The 683-nt window shown below is 40.7% G+C and carries 1 protein-coding gene; it reads left to right on the top strand.

Annotated features, from left to right (window positions below; all coding sequences use genetic code 11):
- The coding region (locus ACFINO_RS09825) for an AarF/UbiB family protein (RefSeq protein WP_375655630.1) at positions 1-683 on the top strand (683 nt) is incomplete at both ends.

Raw genomic sequence — 683 nt, 5'->3', positions numbered from 1 at the left:
ACTACGATGAAGTAGGCCATAAAAAAAAATGTGCTGTTAAGGTCATTCGCCCTAATATCAGAACGCGTTTTGCAAAAGACCTTAGAAGCTTTTACCTTATTGCCCATTTACAGGAACGTTATATACCAGCTGCTCGACGTCTGCGTCCTGTTTGTGTCGTTGATACTTTGGCACAAACCACACGAATTGAAATGGACTTGCGATTAGAAGCAGCGGCCATATCAGAAATGGCTGAAAATATTCAACATGATACAGGCTTTCGGGTACCAAAAATTGATTGGGAACGAACAGGACGTAATGTTCTCACAATGGAATGGATTGATGGTATAAGAATATCCGAAATTTCTGCTCTCAAAGAAGCAGGGTTTGATTTGCAAGCACTTGCAAGTACACTTATTCAATCTTTCCTTCGTCATACATTACGTGATGGTTTTTTTCACGCTGATATGCATCCTGGCAATTTATTTGTAGACCCACAAGGATGTATTGTTGCTGTCGATTTAGGAATTACGGGACGACTTGGTAAAAAAGAAAAGCATTTCCTTGCTGAAATTCTCTATGGCTTTATTACTCGCGATTACCATCGGGTAGCACGTGCTCATTTTGAAGCAGGATATGTACCTCCACACCACAATATTGAGAGTTTTGCTCAAGCCAATCGCGCAATTGGTGAACCAATTCAC

Origin of the sequence: Bartonella sp. AA83SXKL (genome assembly GCF_042196965.1) — a bacterium.
Classification (GTDB): domain Bacteria; phylum Pseudomonadota; class Alphaproteobacteria; order Rhizobiales; family Rhizobiaceae; genus Bartonella.
The sequence above is the reverse complement of the archived record's forward strand: the minus strand, read 5'-3'. Positions and strand labels throughout refer to the sequence as shown.